Source organism: Edwardsiella piscicida, assembly GCF_001896205.1.
In the GTDB taxonomy this organism is placed as follows: Bacteria; Pseudomonadota; Gammaproteobacteria; order Enterobacterales; family Enterobacteriaceae; genus Edwardsiella; species Edwardsiella piscicida.
On sequence record NZ_MPNU01000001.1, the window covers coordinates 1,581,808 to 1,600,210 of the forward strand.

Consider the following 18,403-nt stretch of genomic DNA (forward strand, 5'->3'; position numbering starts at 1 on the left):
AATGCGTGGATTTTTTTAGGTGTTACGGTCAGCGAAGAGGGCGGAAAAACCCGATGCGGTAGCGAATTTTGATTTTAGTTGGACGTTAAATTGGCCGTTGGCGCGGTTATATTGATTTTAGTATTTTTCACATACAATATAATATATTCCTATGGATATACTATCACCTTAATTTTTGACAGGGAATGCGCGGTGATTTCGTATATTAAACAATATCCGTGCGTTTTTTATTAGACTCCAGCGTGACGGATTCACTACGCTTTGTTTACGTAAAAATGCTTAAGACCCACATGGCAATACGGCGTTGACGATCAGCGCTTTAAATAACGCATATTCACGGCGGGGAACCTTCATCAAGGTCGCGCTGTGATGAGGTGCAGACCATTTCAATCCCATAATGCCCCTCTCTGGCATTGGCTTTGTGGATTAGCCGAAAAGGCCTGTCCGCCGGGGTGTCTCGTGACGGCTCTATTTCACCCCTATCGACTCGATAAAACGGCCGGTTACATGTCGGCCCCTCTGAACAAGGGCCAAGCGATGGCTTGCGTCGGCTCTTCCGACCGATCATCGCGTTTCATGGGCTGAGTCACTGTAAGGGGCTCGGCCTGCCCACGCTCGTCACGCAAAATGCTGCCGTGAACCCTCTGGTGCTTTCCCGCTGATATTCCTCAATATATTTTCATATGTGGTATTTAATATATTGATTTTATTTTGATTTGATTATGAGGCTAAATTTGAGCGACTGCTCATTTTTGATGTTGAGCAACCGCTCAATCGTGTGTATAGTGCCCACATCACTCGCGCGAGCCCGGTTAGACACGCTGCCGGAGTCCCGGCGCGGCAAAAACGGTGCGCTGGATGAGGGACAACATAACAATAAGGAAATTCTACGGTGACGAATCCTATTGAGATAGCCGAAGTCTCGCGGATCGATGACGATGCCTATGCCCAACTGACTACGTTGATTATTAAAACTTGGGAGTATGACGCTTGGCTGGAGGAGGATCAGGTCTCGCCAATGGCCGAGTATTTTTTAAATGACATCATTCTCTCGTCACAAAAAATTTATGTGGCGCGTTGCGCGTAGCAGATCATCGGCATTATTACCATTGCGCAATCGCCTGACTTTCTCTATGAGAGTCAATTTAGCTATAAGCAATTGACGGCGATGTCGGCGTTGATTTCTCGCGAGGGAAAAAGTGGGGTGTTTGCGCAATATATTGATACGCTACGCATCAATCAGCGGTTATTGCAGCGTACGCATCGTCACTATCATGCGTCATTGAATTTCTTCGCCATCGATGCCCCGTTTCGTGGTTTAGGACTCGGCAGTCGTTTGTACCGTCAAGGTCTTGCCTATCTACAGACGCAAGGTATCGATACCTTTTTTGTCTTTACGGATAGTGCGTCGAACTCTCTATTTTACGAGAAGCAGGGACTGCTCAAGATCGCGAGTGAGACTTTCTATTGGCAGGATGGCGTTGAGGAGTATTACCTGTATGAGGGACATATCGCGACGACCATTAGCTGAATCATGAACAACGGCCTCTGAGGGAACAAGATGATAAAAGAACCATATGATTTGGGCTAATCCCACTACCGACAGTTTAATCGCCCAGATCGCCGCGCGAGTCAACGCGCGGGCGAATGCCCGTGGCATTGGTGTGCTGGCGACGGATTTATATTGTTTGGGGTGCGATCCCTGATGGGATGTCGCGGATGAGCCCGATTGGCATCATCTGGACAAGGCCTATTCGCCCCAGGCGCCGCGGGATGATGGGGACGATTTCGCGCAACTGCAGATGACCCCTTTTGCGGGGGAGGGGGAAATCGATGGTAAATATCTTATTAATGACGCGGCATGTAGCGTTGATGCGGGCTATTTCGCCGTGAAGCTGAATAAATTCAGTAGGATATTTCCTTTTTCAGCGCTAGCGAGCGTGTTGCGGGGGCGTGTGACCCTGACCAATACCGCGCCGGGCGAACGTAAGACGTATCCTCCCGGGGATCGCTGGATTATTCGTAAGGGGATGCCGATCGTCTGGGAGACGCACTCTGCCGAGTTTGTTAAATACTATGTCAAGGTCGAATAAACCAAGCGCTGATCTGCGCTCTGCTTAGGGATGGAATGATTTTTTATGTTCTCGTTAACAAAGATAACGGTGTTATTCGTTATCATCTTGGTCTACTTGCCCGTGTCGCTGGATGCGACCATTTTGCATGTTGCGGTGCCGACGCTAAACCGCAGCCTGAATTTAACCAGTAATCAGCTGCTGTGGGTGATCGATATTTATGCCTTATTGATGGCGGGATTATTGTTGCCGATGGGTAGCCTCGGTGATCGCATCGGTTATAAGAAGCTGATGCTGGCCGGCGTGCTGATCTTCGGCCTGGCGTCGTTGGCGGCGGCGCTCTCCCAGAGCGCGCAGATGCTGATCGCCTCCCGCGCGCTGCTGGCGCTGGGGGCCTCGATGATCTTACCGGCGACGCTCGCTTGCCTGCGCGATGTCTTTACCGACAACGCCGAGCGCAATATGGCGATCGGCGTGTGGGCCTTTGTCGGCGGCGGCGGCGCGGCGCTGGGTCCACTGGTCGGCGGCTATATCCTGAATTATTATGACTGGACGCTGGTGTTTTTGATCAATATTCCCATCGTGCTGCTCTCCATTCCCCTGATCGTTTGCCTGTTACGGCGCCAAGAGATAAATAGCCGGCAAAGCATCAATCTATTGCAGGCGCTGGTGTTCATTAGCGCGATCATCGCCATCGTCTTCGGTCTCAAGAATGTCTTTGCGGGCCTGGGCTATATCAGCCTGGCGGTATTGGCCAGCGGCCTGCTGGTGATGTATGGTTTCATTCGCTTCTCCCTGCGGAAGGCGCATCCGCTGATCGACTTTGCCCTGTTTGGCAACCCGATGGTGTCGACCAGTACCGTGGTGGTGGTGTTTTCGATGGTGGCGGTGGTAGGGTTTGAGCTGCTGATGGCGCAAGAGCTGCAGTTTACCCATGGCTATTCGCCGTTGCAGGCGGGCCTCTTCATGTTCCCCTTTATGCTGTCGTTCGGTCTCTCCTCCTTCCCGGTGGTGATGCTGCTAAACCGGCTCGGCTTTAAACTCACGGCGTGTCTCGGGTTAGTCGTGGGAGGGGCGGCTCTGCTGAGCCTGGCGCTGATCGATGTGACGGCGGCCTATGCTAAGTCGACGCTGTTGATGGTCCTGCTGGGCGTTGGCCTGGAGATGGCGTTCCTGTCGGCTACCTCGACCATCCTGGCGGCGGCGCCGAAGGATAAGGCGGCGGCGGTGGGAGCGATCGAAGGGATGGCCTATGAGCTGGGCACCGGTCTCGGCGTGACCCTGTTCGGGATCCTGCTGTCGCTGTTTTATGTGGGGAATCTGCGCGAGCGCCTGGGCGACATGGCCCCCGCCGAGTTCGGCACCTCGCTGGGAGAGACCATCCAGGTGGCCGCACACCTTAGCCCCGCCGATCGGGAGGCGGTGCTCAGCATCGCCGGCCAGGCGTTTCTGTCGGCGCATAGCGCGGTGCTGATCATCGCCAGCCTGATCCTGTTTCTGTTGGCCGCGCTGTCGTGGCGCCTGATCCCGAGCCGATCGTGAGAGGGGAAAGTTAGCCACCGCTCAGGCGGGCGATGATGCGGGGATGCTGCAGGTAATCCATACACCAGCTACATACCTTACCCATGCCATCCCCTTATCACCGCCTGAACGCCGCCAGACAGGGTTAGCGGCGCACCGCCTCTTCCGCGCCCGCGCGGCGTCGCAGGGGAAAGGCGGGCAGCACCGCCTGCTGGAGTGCCTGCCCGGCGGCGGAGGTGAGCGTCAGGCGTTCGCCGACGGTCTGCGTCTCGACGATCTGCCCTTGATCCATCACGAGTACCCGTTGGCAGAAGCGTTCGACCAGGCGCAGATCATGGGTGATGAACAGGTAACCGGTGTCCCGCTGCTGCTGGAGCCGTTTGAGGAGCGCGAGGATCTCGGCCTGTAGCACCAGATCGAGGCTAGAGACGGCTTCGTCGAGGATCAGCAGTTTGGGGTTGACCACCAGCGCCCGCGCCAGGCAGACGCGCTGTAGCTGGCCGCCGCTCAGCTGCGGGGGGCGCTGATCGAGCACGCCTTCGTCCAACTCGACCGCCCGTAGCATCTCGCCCGCCCGCACCCGCTGCTCCGCCGGGGAGAGCGACAGCAGGTGGCGCATCGGCTCGCGCAGGATCGCCCGTACCGTCTGGCGCGGATCGACCGCGCCGATCGCATCCTGGAACACCAGCTGGATGTCGCGGCGGAATGCCTTTTTCGCCCGGCGATCGAGCTGCGACAAGGGGGTATCATGCCAGCAGACGACCCCTTGCGTGGGCTGTTCCAGCCCGACTAACAGGCGCGCCAGCGTGCTCTTGCCGCAGCCGCTGCGCCCCAGCAGGGCGACACTCTCGCCCCTGTGCAGCTGTAACGAGATCGCCTGGAGCACCTGCTGCGCTTGGCGTCCCAGTGCCGCATGGCGATAGCGGTGGGAGAGGGTCTGCGTACTGAGTAGGCTCATCCGGCGATCTCCAGTCCATACAGGGCCAAATGCGCGGCGACTAACGCCTGCGTTACGGCGTGGCGTGGCGCGTGGAACACCTGTTCGACTTCACCCTGTTCCACCACCCGTCCGTCGGCCATCACCGCCACATCGTCCGCCAGGCGGGCGACGACGCCCATATCATGGGTGACCAGCAGCATGCCGGGCGCGCGTTGGCGCACGATCGTCGCCAGCAGATCCAGGATGCGCGCCTGCGCCACCGCGTCGAGATCGGTGGTCGGCTCGTCGGCGATGAGAAACGGCGCGTCGCTCAGCAGCGCCATGGCGATCATCATCCGTTGCAGCATGCCGCCGCTCATCTCGAAGGGATAGCTCTGTAATACCCGCAGGGGGTCATCCAATCCGACCGCCGTCAGGGCGCGCATCAGCGTGTCGTCGTCCGCCGGTTTCGCCAACGCCAGACAGGTTTCTCGGGCATGGCTGGCCATGGTGTGCAGGGGATTAAAGGCGCTGCGCGGATTCTGCATGACGGTGGCAACATGGCGGCCACGTAGCGCGGCGGGGGCGATGGGCACGCCATCCAGCCGGATCTGCCCGGCCAGTTGGCGCACACCGGCGGGTAAGACGCCCAGCGCGGCGGCGCAGGTCAGGGACTTGCCGCTGCCGCTGCCGCCGACCAACGCCAGCACCCGGCCGCGTCGTAGGGTCAGCGAGACCCCGAGCACCAGCGGACGCGTCGCCTGGAGGGAGATTTGGTGTAAATCGAGTCGTTGTGGCATCAGTGTGCGTGCTCCGTTACCAGGTGAGGATCGAGATGGTCACGCAGTGCGTCGCCCACCAGATTAAAGGCCATCACGCTGAGGAACAGCGCCAGGCCGGGCCAAAACATTTGCAGCGGCTGGGTCCAGATGTACTGGCGGGCGTCGTTGATCATCACCCCCCATTCGGCGGTCGGCGCCGCCACGCCGAGGCCGAGGAAGGACATGCCGGCGACGTGCAGCATCATGTGGCCGATATCCAGCGTCGCCAAGACCAGTAGCGAGGGGATCACCGCCCCCGACAGGTGGTCGACGAATATCCGCAGATAGCCGGCGCCGGAGAGGCGGGCGGCGAGGATGTACTCGCGCTGGCGCAGGGTGATGACCAGACTGCGCACCATCCGCGCATACCAGGCCCAGTGCGACAGGGCGATGGCGATGATCACGTTGGTCAGACCGGTGCCCAGCACCCCGACCATGAAGAAGGAGAGGATCGAGGTCGGAAAGGTCATGAACATGTCGGCGAGGCGCATGCTCGCCTGATCGATGCGCCCGCCGAGTAGCCCGGCGCTGCCGCCGATGATCAGACCCAGCGCCAGTACCAGCAGCAGGCAAGCCAGTACCGATCCCAGCGAGACGCGTGTCGCGGCCAGCAGGCGCGAGAGGATGTCACGCCCCAGGTGGTCGGTACCGAGCCAGTGTTGGCCATCCGGCGCACGCAGGCGCGCGGCGAGATCGATGGCGTAGGGATCGTGCGGCAGCCAGTAGTGGCTGCTGAGGGCGATCAGCGTCAACAGGATAATGAGCAGCAGGGCCAGACGTACCGGCCCGCGGGCGGAGCGGTAAAAATTCATGCGTGCGCCCCCTCATGATGGCGAATGCGCGGATCGAGCGCGGCGTTAAGGAGATCGACCGCCAGGTTACAGAGCACAAAGACCACCACCATGATCAGGGTGAAGCACTGGATCACCGGATAGTCGCGGTTGAAGATGGCCGACACGGCATAGCGGCCGACGCCGGGCCAGGCAAAGATGTTTTCGATGATCATCGTGCCGCCGATCAGCTCGCCGATGTGCATCCCGACGGCGGTGACGATGGGCAGCGCGGCGTTGCGCAGAATGTGACGCCGCTCGGTCTGGCGGCGGTCCAGCCCGCGCAGTCGCGCCCAGGTGACGTGGCGCTGGCCGGCGGCCTCCAGCATGCTGGCGCGCAGCAGGCGGGCATTGATCGCCAGCGACATAAAGGCGATCGAGGCGGCGGGCAGGATCAGATGACGCCAGCCACCGTAGCCCATCGCCGGCAGCCATTGCAGGTAGACCGCGAAGAGCATCACCAGCAGAAAGGCCAGCCAGAAATTCGGCATCGAGACACCGAGAAAGGCGATCAGCCGGACGATGAAGTCTGGCAGGCGGTCGCGGTGGCGCGCCGCCCAGATCCCCAGCGGAATCGAGATGAGCAGGATCAACACCAGGGCCGCCCCCGCCAGCAACAGCGTGGCGGGCAGGAAGCCCAGCACGTCATCCAGCACCGGGCGCTGGGTGGCGTAGGAGAGGCCGAAATCCAGGTGTAGCGCTCGCCATAGCCAGTGGGTGTACTGCATCCATAGCGGCTGATCCAGCCCGAGCATGGCGCGGGTGGAGGCGACCATTTCGGGGGTCGGCGGCAGGTTGGAGAGGCGCAGGTAGTCGAGCGCCGGATCGCCGGTCCCCAGGCGCAGCATCAGGAAGATGAGCAGCGAGGCGGCGAAGATTATCGGGATTAGCAGCAGCAGACGCCGCGTAGCGTAACGCCACATCAGGGAGCCTCCGGGGCGATCTGTTCGAAGGGGATCTCCGAGGCGATGGCCGCATACGGAATAGGGCCGAGCGCCGGCTTCGCGACCACCATCGTCGAGACGTAGCTGATGGGCAGATAGACCGCCTGGCGATGCAGTCGTGTCAGGATGTCCTGGTACAGGGCCCGGCGCCGCTGCTCATCACCGGTGGTGAGGACGTCGCCGATCAGCCGATCGATCTGCGCCTTATCGGGCAGGCCGCGTTGCGCCTGGAAGTCGGCGTGCGACGGGACGCGCATCGAGCTCATGAAGGCGTGCGGGTCGTAGGGGGCTCCCCAGGTGCGGTTGAAAATCATGCCGAAGCGGCCGTCACGCTGGCGGGCGAAGATACTGCTCTCCTCCTCCGCGACGAGCGTGATGTCAACGCCGATCTGGCGCATATCCCCTTGGATGATCTCGGCCATCGACTTGCTCAGGGCGTCGGTGCCGACGAAGGCGAGTTCAATGCGCAACGGCTTGCCCTGTTTTTCGCGGATCGTTTTGCCTGCGGGGAGAGTCCAGCCCGCCTGCTCTAACCGCGCGCGGGCTTGCTGAGGATCATAGTGCCGTGGCGCCAGCCCAATGTCGGCATAGGGAACGCTGGGGGCGAACAGGGTATCGGCCACCTGTTGGGTGCCGTACAGGGCGTGTGCGATCAGCGCGGGCTTATTGACCGCGTGGTTCAGCGCCTCACGCACCGCCAGCTCATCGGTTGGCGCCTGGGCGGAGTTGAGCGCCAGCACGACCGTCTCGACGGGGGCGGAGAGCTGCGTGCGGTAGCCGGGGGTCTGGCTGAAGCGGGCGAAGGTGTCGAGGGGCAGCAGTCCCTCATTCCCATACAGCAGATCGATCTCGCCGGTCTCGAAGGCCACGGCGCGGGTGGTGGCATCGGGGATCACCTTGACGGTGATCTGACGCAGGGCCGGTTTGCGGCCCCAGTAGCGTTCGTTGCGCACCAATACATCGTATTGATTGAGCTTGCTGCTTTTCAGTATCCAGGGACCGGTGCCGATCGGTTGCTGGATGCCGAGATGGCTGCCCTGTGCCTTGAACTGCGACGGGGCGATGAAACGGAAGGGGCGCGGCAGCGCCAGCTCCTGCAGGAAGGGGTAGTAGGCGCTTTTGAGGGTGATCTGCAGCGTCTGCGGGGCGATTGCCTGGACGTCGACGATCTGATTGGCCAGCTCCAGCCAGGCGTGGCGCTGGCGGTTCGCCAGCACCGCGTGGAAGTTGGCGGCGGCGGCCTCGGCATCGAACGGCTCGCCGTTGGAGAAGGTCACCCCCTGGCGCAGGATAAAGGTCCAGACCTTGCCATCGGCGGAGTGGTGCCAACGCTCGGCCAACCAGGGGCTCACTGAGCCATCCGCCTGATACTTGACCAGCGGTTCATACACCATGCTCTGGGCGAACATCTGATTAGGGGCATACAGGTGTGGGTTCAGCGGTCCGACATTGGTCGGCCAGGCGGTGGTGATTTGTTCCACGGCGGCGTGGGCGAATAGGGTGGCGCAGCTGAGCAGCGCGCAGAGGGTGCGGCGTAGTCGGGACAAAACGGTGGCCTCAGATTAGGGAGGAGAATGAGTATGATGATTTTATAAATTCTGCATACTCTTAATGTGTGATGGATCAATGAAATGGCAATATGTAAAAATATGTTGCGGCGTGAGCGGGCCGCGTTGGCGCTCGTCGTCGCGTCTGGCGGTCAGTCGATGCGGCGGCGGCGATGGCGGGAGTGAGAGGGCCGGAAGGTGGTCGCCGTGCGCCAGCCGAGCCACGGCTTGCCAGGGGAGTGGCGAGGTTTCCCCCTGTTTTCGATCCTGTGTTAGGATAAACGGGTTTACCGTGACTGACTGCTGACTTGAATGGACGCTATGAACGACTTCGACCCCACCACGCTCTCCTCGCCTGCGGCTATCGGCCATAACCTGCGCCGTCGTCCGCTGGTGCGTAAGAAGCTGTCGGAGATGGTCGAGGAGGAGCTGGAGCAGATGATCCGCCGCCGCGAGTTTGACGAGGGGGAGCAGTTACCCTCCGAGCGTGAGCTGATGGCGTTCTTCAACGTTGGCCGCCCGTCGGTACGTGAGGCCCTGGCGGCCCTGAAGCGCAAGGGGTTGGTGCAGATCAACAACGGCGAGCGCGCCCGCATTTCGCGCCCTTCAGCCGATACCATCATCGGTGAGCTGTCCGGCATGGCCAAGGACTTTCTCTCCCATCCGGGGGGCATCGCCCACTTCGAACAGCTGCGCCTGTTCTTCGAGTCGAGCCTGGTGCGCTATGCGGCCGAACACGCGACGGATGCGCAGATCGCGCTGCTTGAGCAGACCTTGGCCCTCAATAGCCAGTCGCTGGATGACAACGCCCTATTTATTCGCTCCGACGTCGATTTCCACCGGGTACTGGCCGGGATCCCCGGTAATCCGATCTTCATGGCGATCCATGTCGCCCTGCTTGATTGGCTGCTGGCGGCGCGTCCTGCGGTCGCCGATGCCGATCTGTATGAGCATAATAATACAAGTTATCAACAGCATATCGAAATTTTCAACGCCATCCGCCGCCATGACCCCGACCAGGCCGATCGCGCGTTGCAGACGCATCTCAACAGTGTCTTCGCCAGCTGGCAAACCCTGAGCGCACAGTCGTCATCCGACGAATAGTGACGATCCTAACGATCATTTAGTGAACTAGATCGCACAATGGTGCTGCGGTCGTGGTCTGTCGATTATTTAACCTGGTATAACAGGTATACAGGTATGTAGTTAGATAATATTACACCATCGACAGAGGTCATCATGGCAAGAGCGTTAAGGGGCGTAATGCCCGCATTGTTAACACCGTTCGACCATCAACAGCGGCTGGATACCGAGAGTCTGCGCCGCCTGGTGCGGTTTAACATCGCACAGGGTATCGATGGGCTGTATGTCGGTGGCTCCACCGGCGAGGCCTTCATGCAGAGCCGGGAAGAGCGTGAGCAGGTGCTGGAGATCGTCGCCGATGAGGCGCAGGGGAAGGTGACCCTGCTCGCCCACGTCGGCGCGATCAGCACGGCGGAGAGCCAGCAGTTGGCCCAGGCGGCGCGGCGCTACGGTTTTGACGCCGTCTCGGCGGTCACCCCGTTCTACTACCCCTTTAGCTTCGCCGAACACTGCGACCACTACCGCGCGATCATCGAGGCGGCCGACGGCTTACCGATGGTGGTATACAACATTCCGGCGTTGAGCGGCGTGAAGCTGACGCTCGACCAGATCAACACCCTGGTCACCCTGCCGGGTGTCGGGGCGCTGAAGCAAACCTCCAGTGATCTGTATCAGATGGAACAGATCCGCCGCGCCCATCCCGACCTGGTGCTCTACAACGGCTATGATGAGATCTTCGCCAGTGGCCTGCTGGCCGGGGCCGACGGCGGCATCGGTAGCACCTATAACATCATGGGATGGCGCTATCAGGCGATTGCCCGGGCGCTGCAAGCGGGTGACGTGCCGACGGCGCGCTCGCTGCAGAGCGAGTGTAACCAGGTGATCGATCTGCTGATCAAGGCCGGGGTATTCCGCGGGTTGAAGATGGTGCTGCACTATATGGATGTCCTCTCCGTCCCGCTGTGCCGCAGGCCGTTTACCCCGGTCGAGGCGTGCTACTTGCCGGCGCTGAAGGCCTTGGCTGAGCAACTGATGGCCGAGCGGGCGCGTTAATGGCCTAACCTCCATGCGGGAGGCGTGACGCCGTTCTGGCCACACAACGTTAGGAACCCAGGCCAGCGGTCCGCGCCTCCCTGCGCATAACAATGAAAAACAGAGCGTCGGGAGAGTGACATGAGTACGACAACCCAGAACATCCCGTGGTATCGCCATCTCAATCGGGCACAGTGGAGAGCCTTTTCCGCCGCCTGGTTGGGGTACCTGCTTGATGGTTTTGACTTTGTTTTAATTGCCCTGGTGTTGACCGATGTCCAGGCTGAATTCGGACTGACAACGGTACAGGCGGCCAGCCTGATCTCCGCCGCCTTTATTTCCCGCTGGTTCGGTGGACTGATGCTGGGCGCCATGGGCGACCGCTACGGCCGTCGTCTGGCGATGGTCTCCAGTATTATCCTCTTCTCCGTCGGGACGTTAGCCTGCGGCCTGGCGCCGGGCTATACCACCATGTTTATCGCCCGCCTGGTCATTGGCATGGGGATGGCGGGGGAATATGGCTCCAGCGCCACCTATGTCATCGAGAGCTGGCCTAGGCAGCTGCGTAACAAAGCCAGCGGCTTCCTGATTTCCGGTTTCTCCGTCGGTGCGGTGGTGGCGGCCCAAGTCTATAGCCTGGTGGTGCCCACCTGGGGCTGGCGTGCGCTGTTTTTCATCGGCATCCTGCCGATCATCTTCGCCCTTTGGCTGCGTAAAAACATTCCTGAAGCTCATGACTGGAAAGAGAAGCATGCCGGTAAGGCGCCGGTCCGTACTATGGTGGATATCCTCTATCGTGGCGAACATCGGCTGATTAACATGCTGATGACGGCGGTCGCCGCCATCGCGCTGTGGTTCTGCTTCGCTGGCGACTTACAGAATGCGGCCATCGTGGCGATCCTGGGGCTGCTGTGCGCCGCTATCTTCATCAGTTTTATGGTACAGAGCAGTGGCAAACGTTGGCCTACCGGGGTGATGTTGATGGTGGTGGTGCTGTTTGCCTTCCTCTACTCCTGGCCGATCCAGGCGCTGTTGCCCACCTATCTGAAAACCGAGCTGAACTATAGCCCGGCCATCGTGGCGCAGGTTCTGTTCTTCAGTGGCTTCGGCGCGGCGGTTGGCTGCTGTGTCGGCGGTTTTCTCGGTGACTGGCTGGGTAGCCGTAAGGCATATGCCTACAGCCTGCTGGCCTCACAATTACTGATTATCCCGGTGTTTTCCATCGGCGGGACGCAGGTTTGGGTACTGGGTATCCTGTTGTTCTTCCAGCAGATGTTGGGGCAAGGTATCTCAGGGATCCTGCCAAAGCTGATCGGCGGTTACTTCGATACCGATCAACGGGCGGCCGGTCTGGGCTTTACCTACAACGTCGGGGCACTCGGGGGCGCATTGGCACCGATCCTCGGGGCGCTGATCGCCCAGCGTCTGGATCTCGGTACCGCCTTGTGTTCCCTCTCTTTTAGCCTGACCTTCGTGGTGATCCTGCTGATCGGTCTCGACATGCCCTCGCGGGTACAGCGTTGGCTGCGTCCTGAGGCACTGCGCACGCACGACGCTATCGACGGCAAGCCTTTCAGCGGCGCGGTTCCCTTCGGTCGCTACAAGGGCAACGTAGCGAAGAGTAAAGGGTAAGTGGCGTCATCGGTCCGGCAGCACGCCGGGCCTCATTGTTAGGGGCGAGTAGGGGCATTACGTATGTCATTTCTTGAACAGGGTTTTGGACATCACACCGCGCTAAGCGGGGTAGCACGATGAATACGTTAGCGATCGATATCGGCGGGACGAAGCTGGCCTGCGCCTTGGTGGGGGAGGATCGACAGATCCGTGAGCGACGAGAGCTGCCGACACCGGCCAGCCAGACGCCGGATGCGCTACGCGCCGCGCTCCAGACGCTGGTGGCGCCGTTGCAGCGCCAGGCGTCCCGCGTCGCCATCGCCTCCACCGGCATCATTCATCAGGGGATACTGTTGGCGATCAACCCCAGCAATTTGGGCGGATTGCTGCGCTTCCCCCTGGTCGAGACCCTACGTGAGCTGACGGGGTTACCGACATTGGCGCTAAACGATGCCCAGGCCGCGGCCTGGGCGGAATATCAGCCCTTGGCGGCGCAGGTGCGCGACATGCTGTTTATTACCGTCTCCACCGGTGTCGGCGGCGGTATGGTGCGTGATGGGCATCTGGTGCAGGGGCCCGGCGGGCTGGCGGGCCACATCGGCCATACCCTGGCCGATCCTCAGGGGCCGCGCTGTGGCTGTGGCCGGGTGGGCTGTGTCGAGGCGATCGCCTCAGGACGCGGGATCGCGGCGGCGGCACGCGGGGCGTTGGCCGGCTGTGATGCCAAGGCGATCTTCGCCCAGGCGGCGGCCGGGAATGCGCAGGCGTGTCAGTTGCGCCAGCGCTCGGCGCGCTGTCTGGCGCGGCTGATCGCCGATATCAAGGCGGTGACGGATTGTCAGTGCGTGGTGATCGGCGGCAGCGTTGGGTTGGCCGCGGGCTATTTGCAGCAGGTGGCCCAGTATTTAGCGGAAGAACCGGCGCCATATCAGGTGGCGTTACGCGCGGCGTATTATCGCCACGATGCGGGATTATTGGGCGCAGCATGGCTGGCGCAAGGAGGGTGACGATGATGTTGGGCGATGTGCAGGAGCTGAATGGGGCCGGGCTGCACCCGCAGCTACAGGCGGCGTTGTGCCGAGCTTTGGCGGCGACGCCAGCGGATAAGGCGCCGGGGCGCTATGCGTTGGATGGCGACGATATCTTTATGAATGTCATGCAGCTGACCACGCAGTCTCCGCAGGAGAAGGCGGCGGAGTTGCATGCGGACTATATCGATATTCAGCTGCTGTTGCGCGGAGAGGAGCGCATCTTCTACGGGGGGGCCGGTACGGCGCGCGTCTGCGAGGCGTGGCATGAGGAGGAGGATTATCAGCTATGCCAGCAGATCGCTCATGAACAGCGTGTCACGCTGTATCCCGGGATGTTTGCCATCTTTATGCCGGGCGAGCCGCATAAGCCGGGCTGCCGGGTGGGGGAGGCGCAGGCCATCGCCAAGGTGGTGATCAAGGTTCGTGCCCGCCTGCTGACCGCCTAAGCCGGGCCGCCGTAGGCGGCCGGTTGTCCGACCGAGCGTGCTACGCTTAGTGGATCAGGCGCTGCACGACGTCCATGATCTCCTGCTGCGCCAGCGCGACGCGTTCGGGGGTCGGATCCAGGATTAGCTCATCGGCATAGCCATTGATCAGGGCGATGATTTGGCGCGCGCTACGCGAGGTGTCGGCAATGTTAAACTCGCCCACCTGCACGCCGCGCAGCAGGAGGTTCTCCAAGGAACGATGCCAGGCGGTGATGATTTGGCTGTAGCTGGCGGCAAACCGTGGATCGCACAGCGAGGCGTTCCAGGCATCCAGGTAGATACGCCAGGAGGCGTCTTGGCGGGCGGGCAGGTTATCGTGAATAAATACGCTGAGTGCCTCGCTGGGCGTCAGGGGCGCCAGACAACGCTCCAGTTCGGCGATCTCATGGTGAAAGAAATGCTCCACCGCACAGATGGATAGGGCGTTCCAGTCCTTGAAATAGTGGTAGACATGACTGCGCGCCAGCCCCGCTTTTTCGGCGACGTCGCGCGTCGATACCGCCGCCATTCCCTTCTCCTTAAACAGGGCCAAGACCGTCTCGATAATCATGTTTTTTCGTTGTTCGGTGGATGGACGCGCCATGGTAACCTCGTTCGTCATACCTCTACGGAATGCCATGCTCTGCACGGCGTTGACGCGTATTATTACATGTCCGGCCGCGAAAACTAATGGTTTGCTATCGCTTGCGCCGCCCGTCAGCCGGAGAGCAGGGCGCCGTGGGCGGTGCGGCGAGGAGTGGCGGTCAAAAGGCCCGGGTCTTGGATTTAGCCAAGCCCTAATGTGGGGGAGAGGTCACTGGTCGCTATGAGCGAGAAGCGGAGGTTGACTCTTTTAACTTCCACCAAACTGATTACAGAAGGAATGACAATTCACCATGAGTGGCAGTCATTTCTGAAATCACACGGACTGGAGGGCAGTATGAGCCGGCGTGGTAACTGTTGGGCGTCAATGCCGTAGCCGAATCGTTCTTCAGTTCGTTGAAAAAATAGCGTATCAGAAAACACGGCTATAAAACTCGAGATCTGGCCTGGGCGGATATCTTCGATTACATTGACGTGTTCTACAACCGGGCCCGGTGCCACAGTCATCTCGGCGGCATCAGTCCTGAGGCCTTTGAACGGGCCTCATCGTGAGGACAGAGTTTGTCTACGGTTTTGGGGTCAGTCCAACTATAGGGCAAGATCGTCTACTGGGGTGGGGTCAGTCCACTCTATGAAATGAAAAATCCACGCCATTGCGTGGATTTTATAGGGTTTCGTGATTTTCATGAGATTCGATGAAACCTCATGAGACAACAGAAACCAATTAGACGTTGAATCGTGACTTCAGTTATATACTATTGATGTTTATGTTTTATTTAAAAAGATATTGTTGCAATACTCATTATTGTACTCATTTTGGAGTTGGCTTGCTTTCGTAATGCGAAGGTCGTAGGTTCGACTCCTATTATCGGCACCTTCAGCATGTTAAGTGCGCTGGTTGACGCGCTCGACCAGGTGATGGCTGGCCGGAAAAGCGTGCTGAAAGGCACCTCGATGTGGTTTGCGCTGTTTGTGGAAGTGGCCTTTTCTGATGAAGAGGTTATCAGACAGGCCTGGAAATCCGTGTACTTCGCCCCGACCGCCGAGCGCTACTACCGCTACATTGAGCACATCAATGCCCTGCGTACCATGCGTCAGTCGGCCCCCTGCCTATCATTCGGGTACGAACAAAACTACCCGTTTGGTCACATCCGGTTATTCAAGCCGGACCATTATGAATATGGCGCCTGGCATATTGATATCACTCTGACTCCGGAAGCGGCCGGAAAACTACCGGACAGTGCTGCCATGAATGGATTAACCTTCCCGATGCTTAAGCAGCGCGCCTTCCATGCCCCGGTGGAGAAAGGTTACAGCTGTGCTGCTGTTGATGAAAACGGGAAGTATGTGCCAGGATTCCGGTTCATTGAGGGGCGCGGAGAATTCGATGTCTACAGCAGTGGTGTTCGCGAGGAAAAAAACGAAACCACGCCAGGTATAGTAGTGGCGGCTGTAGCGACACAAACCCAGAATTGGCTGGCCGTCCGGCAAGGATGACCAGAGCACAAAGGCCCAGCAGGGCCTTTTCTTTATTGTACCGTTCAGCTGGTCAGTGGCCAGCGAACCACATCCCATGTACAAAAAGCCCTGAAAGGGCTTATTTTGCTTTTCTCGCAGCTTGCAGAGCGGTGTGTTGTCGGCCCTTAACTCTTCTGCTTCGCTGAATCAGCGTTCTGCCATCAGATATAACCGGAATCATCTGTCCGGATTTTGCATCATAGGCAAAGAGCTGACCGTCTTTCGGATCAACCCTTGAATTTTCAAGATGTACATTTTCAATCTGGGGTTTACCCCGGAAAAGCGCAGCACCCTTGACATGCATGGGGCGACGAATTGAAGCCTGTACTAAGCCGGCCGTAATACTTTTGCGACTTCCCTGCCATTCTCCAGTACCCTTCCACCCTATCCATAAGGGAGCAGACGGCTTGGGCTCTACGGGCTTCCGATTAACCGATGATAGTGGAATAGCGCCCTGATGCTCAGCTTTGGCTTCTTCCAGTACGCTTGCCGGCATAACTCTGCCTTTGTGCATAACATACTCACCGGACTCGAGTTTTCGTTTAGCAATATTGGAAGAGGCCTTTTTCAACTTGCGTGTAAGTGCTTCGTATAGCTGATCGGCCGTAGGGTTTTTAGTAGTATTTTGTGATGATGGCATAACCCCTCCCATGCTCACCTAACAAATTAAGGTTTTCTGTTAAAGGCAAAGACTTAATCTTTGGCGTTCTTTCCGGGACCAGACCCAGAGCTTTGTCATAAATGCTGACTAGCTCTTCTCTGGCAGCAATCCAGAAGTAAAGACCTGCTTTAGAGACATTGTAATGGTCGTAAACTGCACTAGCAACTCCATTAACTAAGTCCCTCTGAGCCCTGGGGTTAAGATCAACATGCTCATAGCCATTTTCACCATCAGCAAGATCAAATGAAACCACCCAAGCACCGCTCTCAGGTATAGTCAACTGCTTGCCTTTGTGTTTGAAATCCCCTAAAAAACTATTAAGCATAGACTTGTCTTCAGACTTAACAAAACCGATAGTGTAGCGATGACCGGCATCTGCTGAACCAGCCCAAAATTCTCGGGCCACTACCTCACGTTCTTCAGAATCAAAATTATGCGGGTCAAATTCATCGACTTCTGTTTCAGTGCATTCTAGATCAAAATCATGCCATTCCCAGCTGTGCAAGTTCCACCTCAACTATAGCGCTATTTTAGATCATTTAGTCAAATTATCATTTTGTTAGCAATTTGTCTTCAGGTCGATAAGCACTGTCAGCTGCCTAACTATGCTCCCGTCCCCCGGCTATAAAGCAAAACGACCTAAGCGGGGGCTGAATGCGCGGTGTTCCCGAGGAGCAGCGCCGTTTTGTCACGTCTGTAGCCCGCCAAATAACGGTTCAGGCGGACCTCGGCACAGGCTGAAAACGTTCACTGAGGAGATCAGTCAGTTGGCGAACGGATTCCGTTGACCCTTCATAGATCTTCCGCAGAACAAATTCAATGATGGTATATGCCTGCTCAATGTCGGTGGCCGTTACCCTATCTAGGGTGTGACTGCCGGCATTGCCGAGTAACCGCATCGCCGTCAGGGCGGCCCGATGTTCGCTGTACTGCGACGGCAGCGCCTCAATACGTTGGTAGAGAGTACCTGTCAGCGGAACACCAAGCGCAGTCATCAGCTCTTCAAGCGCAATACGGATAGCATTCGCAGCTGCACCTGGGGCATTCAGAAACAGAGAAAATGACTGCCTGAGTGGCTCACCAACGTGTTCAGGACACCCGGATGGGATATTGAACGCGTACAGAGCTGGAGTAAAGTTACGTGCCTGAAACAATTCCATTTGCGGAGGCTCTCCTTGCTCCTGGGCCTGCCAGGGAGTATCAGTGACATACCCTGACCCACTGACCGCCACAAACGTGCCGCAGCGGCCCAAATCACATTTAAGCAGGCAGCTAAAAACCAACTCTATGTCTTCCAGTTCCGCATCGGTATTTTGCCAGCGAGTAACTGATGCCGGAATCGCTTCCCAGTGGAACGACCCAGCAAGGATAGTCAGGGATTCAGACCGGCAGGCAGGGCAGACCCACGTCGGGCACCTGTATTCAGTAAACGTTGTCAGTAATGATGTATTCATGCTTTGGTTCGCCAACTGTGAGTGAAGACCCTGTTTAACACCAGAAAAATTATTTTCCAATACCCAAAAGCACCACTATGGACATGTCGGTCAAATTAGTCGCATTCGTTATAGCTAAGCTAGTTCCGGTTTTGACAAGTTAGCAAAAATTTTTACAGCATATAGGCATGCATTGTTGCAAGCTAAGAATAAACGTGAAAAAGAACGAGCCATAGCATATTGTCAGTGGAAACTTAACCTGAGAATCACTGGGTGCGTATTTGAAGGTAAGAGACTTGGATGGGTT

The 18,403-nt window shown here is 58.4% G+C and carries 19 protein-coding genes and 2 pseudogenes; 12 read left to right on the plus strand and 9 right to left on the minus strand.

From position 1 onward, the window contains the following. Positions 1–892: 892 nt before the first annotated feature. The 4 genes from BRD58_RS18220 to BRD58_RS07200 all read left to right on the plus strand — a co-directional run bounded on the left by BRD58_RS18220 (position 893) and on the right by BRD58_RS07200 (position 3,614). The gene (locus tag BRD58_RS18220; protein WP_226064211.1) at positions 893–1,087 is read left to right on the plus strand and encodes a hypothetical protein; all 195 of its coding nucleotides are present in this window, start codon (positions 893–895) and stop codon (positions 1,085–1,087) included. A gap of 81 nt (positions 1,088–1,168) precedes the next feature. Then, on the plus strand, positions 1,169–1,531 hold the full coding sequence (locus BRD58_RS18225) for a GNAT family N-acetyltransferase (protein ID WP_226064213.1): 363 nt from the start codon (positions 1,169–1,171) through the stop codon (positions 1,529–1,531). 271 nt (positions 1,532–1,802) lie between these two features. Beyond that, positions 1,803–2,093 carry a cupin domain-containing protein gene (locus BRD58_RS07195; RefSeq protein ID WP_015461321.1) on the plus strand — a complete coding sequence of 97 codons (291 nt, stop codon included), beginning with the start codon at positions 1,803–1,805 and terminating at the stop codon, positions 2,091–2,093. Between the two features lie 45 nt (positions 2,094–2,138). Next, complete coding sequence (locus BRD58_RS07200) at positions 2,139–3,614, plus strand: MFS transporter (RefSeq protein ID WP_015461322.1); 1,476 nt, start codon at positions 2,139–2,141, stop codon at positions 3,612–3,614. 124 nt (positions 3,615–3,738) lie between these two features. Here BRD58_RS07200 and nikE read toward each other — a convergent pair whose 3' ends face one another. From nikE to nikA, 5 genes are read right to left on the minus strand one after another with little or no spacing between them, the layout of a single operon-like run. Then, on the minus strand, positions 3,739–4,551 hold the full coding sequence (gene nikE / locus BRD58_RS07205; protein ID WP_015461323.1) for a nickel import ATP-binding protein NikE: 813 nt from the start codon (positions 4,549–4,551) through the stop codon (positions 3,739–3,741). Next, positions 4,548–5,312: a nickel import ATP-binding protein NikD gene (gene nikD, locus BRD58_RS07210; protein ID WP_015461324.1), complete on the minus strand. Its 765-nt coding sequence runs from the start codon at positions 5,310–5,312 to the stop codon at positions 4,548–4,550. The genes nikE and nikD overlap by 4 nt, the downstream gene beginning before the upstream one ends. Beyond that, a complete protein-coding gene (gene nikC / locus BRD58_RS07215) occupies positions 5,312–6,145 on the minus strand; it encodes a nickel ABC transporter permease subunit NikC (RefSeq protein ID WP_015461325.1) in 834 nt (277 codons plus the stop codon). The genes nikD and nikC overlap by 1 nt, the downstream gene beginning before the upstream one ends. Next, positions 6,142–7,086, minus strand: a complete 945-nt coding sequence (gene nikB / locus BRD58_RS07220; protein ID WP_015461326.1) for a nickel ABC transporter permease subunit NikB — start codon at positions 7,084–7,086, stop codon at positions 6,142–6,144. Before nikB ends, nikC begins: the two co-directional genes overlap by 4 nt. Beyond that, positions 7,086–8,654, minus strand: coding sequence for a nickel ABC transporter substrate-binding protein (nikA, locus tag BRD58_RS07225; RefSeq protein WP_012848235.1), 1,569 nt, complete (start codon positions 8,652–8,654; stop codon positions 7,086–7,088). The genes nikB and nikA overlap by 1 nt, the downstream gene beginning before the upstream one ends. A gap of 312 nt (positions 8,655–8,966) precedes the next feature. Here nikA and nanR point away from each other — a divergent pair, with 312 nt between their 5' ends. From nanR to nanQ, 5 genes are all read left to right on the plus strand, one after another. Further along, positions 8,967–9,758, plus strand: coding sequence for a transcriptional regulator NanR (nanR, locus tag BRD58_RS07230; protein ID WP_073382064.1), 792 nt, complete (start codon positions 8,967–8,969; stop codon positions 9,756–9,758). A gap of 135 nt (positions 9,759–9,893) precedes the next feature. Continuing rightward, positions 9,894–10,790, plus strand: coding sequence for an N-acetylneuraminate lyase (nanA, locus tag BRD58_RS07235; protein WP_015461329.1), 897 nt, complete (start codon positions 9,894–9,896; stop codon positions 10,788–10,790). 120 nt (positions 10,791–10,910) lie between these two features. Further along, the gene (locus BRD58_RS07240) at positions 10,911–12,401 is read left to right on the plus strand and encodes an MFS transporter (protein WP_012848238.1); all 1,491 of its coding nucleotides are present in this window, start codon (positions 10,911–10,913) and stop codon (positions 12,399–12,401) included. A 119-nt stretch (positions 12,402–12,520) separates the two neighbouring features. Further along, positions 12,521–13,390: an N-acetylmannosamine kinase gene (nanK, locus tag BRD58_RS07245; protein WP_015461330.1), complete on the plus strand. Its 870-nt coding sequence runs from the start codon at positions 12,521–12,523 to the stop codon at positions 13,388–13,390. A 2-nt stretch (positions 13,391–13,392) separates the two neighbouring features. Beyond that, positions 13,393–13,860: an N-acetylneuraminate anomerase gene (nanQ, locus tag BRD58_RS07250; protein ID WP_073382069.1), complete on the plus strand. Its 468-nt coding sequence runs from the start codon at positions 13,393–13,395 to the stop codon at positions 13,858–13,860. A gap of 46 nt (positions 13,861–13,906) precedes the next feature. On the opposite strand, the gene BRD58_RS07255 is transcribed toward nanQ, so the two are convergent. Beyond that, complete coding sequence (locus BRD58_RS07255; RefSeq protein WP_034168387.1) at positions 13,907–14,485, minus strand: TetR/AcrR family transcriptional regulator; 579 nt, start codon at positions 14,483–14,485, stop codon at positions 13,907–13,909. A 324-nt stretch (positions 14,486–14,809) separates the two neighbouring features. Between BRD58_RS07255 and BRD58_RS07260 the strand changes: the two are divergent. After that, positions 14,810–15,036: pseudogene (locus tag BRD58_RS07260) on the plus strand (IS3 family transposase); the annotation flags it as partial. 330 nt (positions 15,037–15,366) lie between these two features. Beyond that, positions 15,367–15,981 carry a hypothetical protein gene (locus BRD58_RS07265; protein WP_139263886.1) on the plus strand — a complete coding sequence of 205 codons (615 nt, stop codon included), beginning with the start codon at positions 15,367–15,369 and terminating at the stop codon, positions 15,979–15,981. A 100-nt stretch (positions 15,982–16,081) separates the two neighbouring features. Here the strand turns inward: BRD58_RS07265 and BRD58_RS17855 are convergent, their stop codons facing one another. The 3 genes from BRD58_RS17855 to BRD58_RS07275 all read right to left on the minus strand — a co-directional run bounded on the left by BRD58_RS17855 (position 16,082) and on the right by BRD58_RS07275 (position 18,117). Continuing rightward, positions 16,082–16,642 (minus strand): hypothetical protein, encoded by a 561-nt coding sequence (locus BRD58_RS17855; protein ID WP_139263887.1) that lies wholly within the window; start codon positions 16,640–16,642, stop codon positions 16,082–16,084. Further along, the gene (locus BRD58_RS07270) at positions 16,617–17,168 is read right to left on the minus strand and encodes a hypothetical protein (RefSeq protein ID WP_139263888.1); all 552 of its coding nucleotides are present in this window, start codon (positions 17,166–17,168) and stop codon (positions 16,617–16,619) included. Before BRD58_RS07270 ends, BRD58_RS17855 begins: the two co-directional genes overlap by 26 nt. 211 nt (positions 17,169–17,379) lie before the next feature. Next, positions 17,380–18,117, minus strand: a complete 738-nt coding sequence (locus BRD58_RS07275) for a DUF4145 domain-containing protein (protein ID WP_073382083.1) — start codon at positions 18,115–18,117, stop codon at positions 17,380–17,382. A gap of 139 nt (positions 18,118–18,256) precedes the next feature. On the opposite strand from BRD58_RS07275, the pseudogene BRD58_RS18330 reads away from it, so the two are divergent. Further along, a pseudogene (locus tag BRD58_RS18330) lies at positions 18,257–18,403 on the plus strand (reverse transcriptase); the annotation flags it as partial.

What these genes read in the sequence shown, in the direction of transcription:
- BRD58_RS07240 (WP_012848238.1), top strand. Translation starts at nt 10,911, where the DNA reads ATGAGTACGACAACCCAGAACATCCCGTGGTATCGCCATCTCAATCGG.
- nanQ (WP_073382069.1), top strand. Translation starts at nt 13,393, where the DNA reads ATGATGTTGGGCGATGTGCAGGAGCTGAATGGGGCCGGGCTGCACCCG.
- BRD58_RS18225 (WP_226064213.1), top strand. Translation starts at nt 1,169, where the DNA reads ATGTCGGCGTTGATTTCTCGCGAGGGAAAAAGTGGGGTGTTTGCGCAA.
- BRD58_RS07200 (WP_015461322.1), top strand. Translation starts at nt 2,139, where the DNA reads ATGTTCTCGTTAACAAAGATAACGGTGTTATTCGTTATCATCTTGGTC.
- nanA (WP_015461329.1), top strand. Translation starts at nt 9,894, where the DNA reads ATGGCAAGAGCGTTAAGGGGCGTAATGCCCGCATTGTTAACACCGTTC.
- nanK (WP_015461330.1), top strand. Translation starts at nt 12,521, where the DNA reads ATGAATACGTTAGCGATCGATATCGGCGGGACGAAGCTGGCCTGCGCC.
- BRD58_RS17855 (WP_139263887.1), bottom strand. Translation starts at nt 16,642, where the DNA reads ATGCCATCATCACAAAATACTACTAAAAACCCTACGGCCGATCAGCTA.
- BRD58_RS07265 (WP_139263886.1), top strand. Translation starts at nt 15,367, where the DNA reads ATGTTAAGTGCGCTGGTTGACGCGCTCGACCAGGTGATGGCTGGCCGG.
- nikE (WP_015461323.1), bottom strand. Translation starts at nt 4,551, where the DNA reads ATGAGCCTACTCAGTACGCAGACCCTCTCCCACCGCTATCGCCATGCG.
- nikB (WP_015461326.1), bottom strand. Translation starts at nt 7,086, where the DNA reads ATGTGGCGTTACGCTACGCGGCGTCTGCTGCTGCTAATCCCGATAATC.
- BRD58_RS07275 (WP_073382083.1), bottom strand. Translation starts at nt 18,117, where the DNA reads ATGAATACATCATTACTGACAACGTTTACTGAATACAGGTGCCCGACG.
- BRD58_RS07195 (WP_015461321.1), top strand. Translation starts at nt 1,803, where the DNA reads ATGACCCCTTTTGCGGGGGAGGGGGAAATCGATGGTAAATATCTTATT.
- nikD (WP_015461324.1), bottom strand. Translation starts at nt 5,312, where the DNA reads ATGCCACAACGACTCGATTTACACCAAATCTCCCTCCAGGCGACGCGT.
- nanR (WP_073382064.1), top strand. Translation starts at nt 8,967, where the DNA reads ATGGACGCTATGAACGACTTCGACCCCACCACGCTCTCCTCGCCTGCG.
- BRD58_RS07255 (WP_034168387.1), bottom strand. Translation starts at nt 14,485, where the DNA reads ATGGCGCGTCCATCCACCGAACAACGAAAAAACATGATTATCGAGACG.
- nikC (WP_015461325.1), bottom strand. Translation starts at nt 6,145, where the DNA reads ATGAATTTTTACCGCTCCGCCCGCGGGCCGGTACGTCTGGCCCTGCTG.